4 protein-coding genes and 1 pseudogene are annotated in these 4,760 nt (G+C 69.3%); all 5 read right to left on the minus strand.

What is annotated here, in order from left to right:
* Nucleotides 1-137, minus strand: a 137-nt coding sequence (locus ACZ4WQ_RS46810; RefSeq protein ID WP_210606506.1) for a roadblock/LC7 domain-containing protein, incomplete at its 3' end; no start/stop codon positions are given.
* A gap of 10 nt (nucleotides 138-147) precedes the next feature.
* Nucleotides 148-3,237: a sensor histidine kinase gene (locus ACZ4WQ_RS46815; protein WP_398377819.1), complete on the minus strand. Its 3,090-nt coding sequence runs from the start codon at nucleotides 3,235-3,237 to the stop codon at nucleotides 148-150.
* A 337-nt stretch (nucleotides 3,238-3,574) separates the two neighbouring features.
* A complete protein-coding gene (locus tag ACZ4WQ_RS46820; RefSeq protein ID WP_311727841.1) occupies nucleotides 3,575-4,159 on the minus strand; it encodes a GTP-binding protein in 585 nt (194 codons plus the stop codon).
* The gene (locus tag ACZ4WQ_RS46825) at nucleotides 4,140-4,550 is read right to left on the minus strand and encodes a DUF742 domain-containing protein (RefSeq protein ID WP_311727840.1); all 411 of its coding nucleotides are present in this window, start codon (nucleotides 4,548-4,550) and stop codon (nucleotides 4,140-4,142) included. The genes ACZ4WQ_RS46820 and ACZ4WQ_RS46825 overlap by 20 nt, the downstream gene beginning before the upstream one ends.
* A gap of 102 nt (nucleotides 4,551-4,652) precedes the next feature.
* Nucleotides 4,653-4,760: pseudogene (locus ACZ4WQ_RS46830) on the minus strand (roadblock/LC7 domain-containing protein); the annotation flags it as partial.

Consider the following 4,760-nt stretch of genomic DNA (forward strand, 5'->3'; position numbering starts at 1 on the left):
GCTCGGTCACGGGGGAAGCCTTCGGACATCGCCAGAAGGAGTCCGTCGGCGGAGACCACCACCGTGTGCGACACCCCGGGGGTGTTGTCCACGAAATTGGTGATCAACCAGTTCAGGTTCTGCGCCGCCTGGCTCATCGGGCTCACACTAACGCTCCTGATCGTAGCTGCTGCCGGGGCCGTAGCCCTGTTGGTCATGCTGGTCACGCTGTTGGCGCCCCTTCTGGACGCCGCGGCGCAGGTTGCTCAACCTGCCGCGGATGTCCTCCGGCGCGCGGGAGATCTGGGGACCGCCCGCTCCGGTGGACTCCGCGGAGCCCTCGACCAGATTGGCCTTGGGCACGCGCCGGGGCAGACCGGAAGAGGTGATCCCCCCGGCCTTCGGCTCACGCAGCTGCTCGGCCCGGTGCCAGCGCTGGTCGTTTTCCGCGTGCCACGTGAAGGTGTCCGTGAAACCGTGCTCCCCCGGGCCCTGGCCGGGCCGCTCCGGCGCCGCGGGCGCCGCCGGTTCCGTGGCGGCCGGCGCTTGAGTCCCTGAGTCCTCCGACGGCTGCCACTGCCTCTCGCGGCGGGGGAGACCGGCGTCGGTCAGGGAGCTGATGGCGCTCGGGGAGGGCCCCGGACGGTGGAACTCTACGCTTTCCGGGGCAACTTCGGGAGCGCTTGGCGCAGATTCCGTTTGTGCTCCGGTTTGTGCTCCGAAGTTTGCCCCGAATGGCGACTCATACGAGCCGGTATCGCTCCAATTCCCCTGGTGGGAAGAGGCGGTGAAATCGGAGTACGGCTGCGTCAGAGGATCTGCCGGAGTGCTGTAATCCGGTTCCGGTTCGGAATACGGCACGGAAGGCGGGAACGGCATGGCCGGCCCGGTCGGCGTCGGCGGCGCGGCCGGCCCGGTGGCCGCGGCCGGTGCCCCGGTGGCACCGAGTGGCCCGGGCGCCGTCCCCAGCAGGGGGTCGGCGCCGTAGGCCGAGTCGTCGAAGCCGAAGTCGGCGGCCGTACGCGGCGCGGTGGCCTCGTGGGCGTTCTGCGGGGCCTGGGAGACCGCGGGAGCCTGCGGGGCTTGCATGGCCTGGGGGGCCTGCGGGGCCTGGGACGCCTGCTCCGGGACGATCGGGGAGACCGTGAAGTCCTGGCTCCCGGGCAGCTCCTCGCCGCCTCCGCCGTGCGTGATCGCGTCCGGCAGCATGACCAGCGAGGTGGTGCCGGCCTGCTCGCCCGACGGGCGCAGCTGGACCCGGATGTGGTGCCGGTCGGCCAGGCGGCCCACCACGTACAGGCCCATGCGCTGCGAGACCGTGGCGTCCACGGTGGGCGGATTGGCCAGCTTGTGGTTGATGTCCGCGAAGTCCTCGGCGGTCAGGCCGATGCCCTTGTCGTGGATCTCGATCATGACACGGCCGTCGGGCAGCCGGGTCGCGGTCACCCGCACCTTGGTGTGCGGCGAGGAGAACGTGGTGGCGTTCTCCAGCAGCTCCGCGAGCAGATGCACCAGGTCGGTCACGGCGTTGCCGTGGATCTCGGTCTCCGGGACGCTGGCCAGCTCCAGGCGCTCGTACGACTCCACCTCGGAGGAGGCGGCGCGCAACACGTCGACCAGCGGTACCGGCTGGTTCCAGCGGCGGCCCGGCTCCTCGCCCGCGAGGATCAGCAGGTTCTCGCCGTTGCGCCGCATACGGGTCGCCAGGTGGTCCAGCCGGAAGAGCTGCTCCAGCTGGTCCGGGTCGGCCTCGCTGTTCTCCAGGTCGGAGATCAGCGAGAGCTGGCGCTCGATGAGGCCCTGGTTGCGGCTGGAAAGGTTGGTGAAGATCGCGTTGACGTTGCCGCGCAGCATCGCCTGTTCGGAGGCGAGCCGGGTCGCCTCGCGGTGCACCCGGTCGAAGGCGCGGGCCACCTCGCCGATCTCGTCCCGCGTGGTGATCGGGATGGGCTTTATCCGGGTGTCGACCCGCCCCGGATCGGCCTGGGACAGCTGGTTGACCAGCGCCGGCAGCCGCTGCTCCGCGACATCGAAGGCGGCGTTGCGCAGCTGCCGCATGGAGCGGCTCATGGAGCGGGCCATCCGGCCCGCCACGACGAAGGCCAGGAGGAGGGCGAGCAGCACGATCGCGGAGTTCACAAACGCGTCGCGCTTTGCGTTCGCGGAGATTTGCGATGCCTCGTCCACGGCGTTGTCGACGAGCTGCTTCTCGACCTGGTGGTAGGCCTCGAACCTGGCCGTGGAGGCGGTGAGCCACGACGCCGGGGTGATGCCGCGCTCCTTCAGGTCCGCCGGCTTGGCGCCGTCGCTGATGGACGAGACCATCTGCTCCATGGACGGTGGGACCACGAACTGCCGGCCCTCGTCCGCGGCCTTCTGCCGCGCGGCGCCGACCTGCTGCTCGCTCTTCTTCTGCGCCGCCGCCATGGCCTGCTTCAGCCGGGCCACGTCCTCGGGGAGGCCGGCCGACTGGAACTCGGTGAGGGCGATGTTCTCCAGGTAGACATATGAGCCGAAGGCCGTGAGCTGGATCTTGCGGTCGGCCGCCGAGGGGCCGGGCTTGACCAGCAGATGGGCGCCGATCGCGCGCTGTAGCGATTCGGCGCCCTTGGCGAGCGAGACCGCGTAGACGGTCCGCCCGTAGGAGGTGATGTTGCCGGTGCCCAGACCGAGTTCGTTTGCGAACTCCAACAGTGAGTGCTCGACCGCGACATAGCCCTCTTCGGTCTTCACCCCGTTCAACCGGTCGGTGTAGGCGTAGCGGCGCAGATTGGCCAGCTGCGGCTCCACCGCCTGGAACGCCTTGAGGCGGCGCTGGAGGCTCGCGGTGTTCGGCATGTTCTCGGCGTACTTGTCGAACTCCGCCTTCGCGGCGTCGCTCGCCGCCCGCAACTTCTTCACCTCGTCCTCGGCGGAACCGGTGAGCAGCGGTACGGCGGTGCGGTCACGCTCGTCGACCAGCGCGTGGGCGTAGGCCGTGGCCGCGCGGACCAGCCGGGCGGTGCGCTCGGCGTCCTCTGCCTCGTTCCAGGTGGAAACGGAGGACTCGACGCGGAAGCCGCCGAAGACCAGGGCGACGAGGACGGGTATGAGCAGGATCGCGTTCAGGCGGGCCGGCACCCGCCAGTTCCGCGGCGACAGGCGACCGCCGGCCGCGGCGGAGGGCTCCGGCGCGTCGGTGGGTGGCGCCGCTGTGCGCGGCGGCGGGGTGAAGTTCCCCCGCGCCTGTTTCGCGGAGTCCGGCTTGCTTCGCCTCACTCGACCAACAACCTCTCGGCGTCGGCACCTGTGTCGTGCCGTTCCCAGCTGAGCCCGTACCGCCCAGTTCAGCGAATTCCAGCATGCCGTGTCGGTGCTTTCAAAACAGTCGGCAAAGCACCCGACCAGTTGTCTGGACCAGAGATAAAACGGGCGTTACGGGTGAGACATGTCAAACGTCGAACTAATTGGGCACGGAGCGGAGTCGTGCGATGGCCCTGTGTGTCCGATCCAGGGTTTTTCTCTGTCGAAACGTTATGAACGTCCGAGCGGGCCGTGTCCTAGGACACAGCCCGCTCCGGTCATCGGATCTCGGACAACTTCCGGGAGTTTACGCCTACTTCAGCCGTGCCATGAGCGCATGTTCCACGAGCGTGATGAGTGCGCTCTTGGCCTCGCTGCGGTGGCGGGCGTCGGTGATGATGATCGGGGTGTCCGGGCCGATCTGGAGCGCCTCGCGGACTTCCTCGGGGGTGTAGGGCTGGTGTCCGTCGAAGCCGTTGAGGGCGATGACGAAGGGCAGTCCGGAGTTCTCGAAGTAGTCGACGGCGGGGAAGCAGTCGGACAGGCGCCGGGTGTCGACCAGGACGACCGCGCCGATGGCGCCGCGGACCAGGTCGTCCCACATGAACCAGAAGCGGTCCTGGCCGGGCGTGCCGAACAGGTACAGGATCAGATCGTCGTCCAGCGTGATACGGCCGAAGTCCATCGCCACGGTCGTCGTGGTCTTGTCCTGCACATGGCTCAGATCGTCGATCCCGGCCGAGGCGGAGGTCATCACGGCTTCGGTGCGCAGCGGGTTGATCTCCGAGACCGCGCCGACGAACGTGGTCTTGCCCACGCCGAACCCGCCCGCCACCACGATCTTGGCCGAGGTGGTCGCGCGCGCGGGTGGAGCGCCGCTAGAGCTTGCGAAGTCCACTGAGCACCCTTTCGAGCAGTGTCACATCCGGGGTACCGCCCGCTTCCGCGTTGCCCCCCGGCTGATGGATCGCCACCATGCCCGCCTCGGCCAGGTCGGCGACCAGGATCCGCGCCACGCCCAGCGGCATGTTGAGCAGCGCGGACACCTCGGCGACCGACTTGACCTCCCGGCACAGATGGCAGATCCGCTGGTGCTCGGGAAGCAGCCCCTGCAAATGGGCGGGGTCCGCCGTCGTCGAGACGAGCGCCTCGATGGCGAGCTGGTAGCGAGGCCGGGTCCGGCCCCCCGTCATAGCGTACGGGCGCACCAACGGCTGGTCGCCTTCACCCCCGTACGGCGATTGGTGATGGCCGCCGTACGGGCCGGGCGATGCAGGGGGCGGGGTCATGGGTCCTCCGGTCGGGACAGGAAGTGACGGTCGTGCCGTCGGTCGGTGCCGTTTGGGGGGCGTTCGGCCTGTCAGCCGAGCGGGTGGGCGGCGGTCGGTCGGTCAGTTCAGGAGGCTGCCTTGCAGTTCGGCGCGGAGGTCCGGGGTGAGGACGGTGCCCGCGCGGTCGACCAGCAGGGCCATCTCGTAGCCCACGAGGCCGATGTCGCA

It is taken from the genome of Streptomyces sp. NPDC028305, from assembly GCF_055569495.1.

What these genes read in the sequence shown, in the direction of transcription:
- ACZ4WQ_RS46825 (WP_311727840.1), bottom strand. Translation starts at nt 4,550, where the DNA reads ATGACCCCGCCCCCTGCATCGCCCGGCCCGTACGGCGGCCATCACCAA.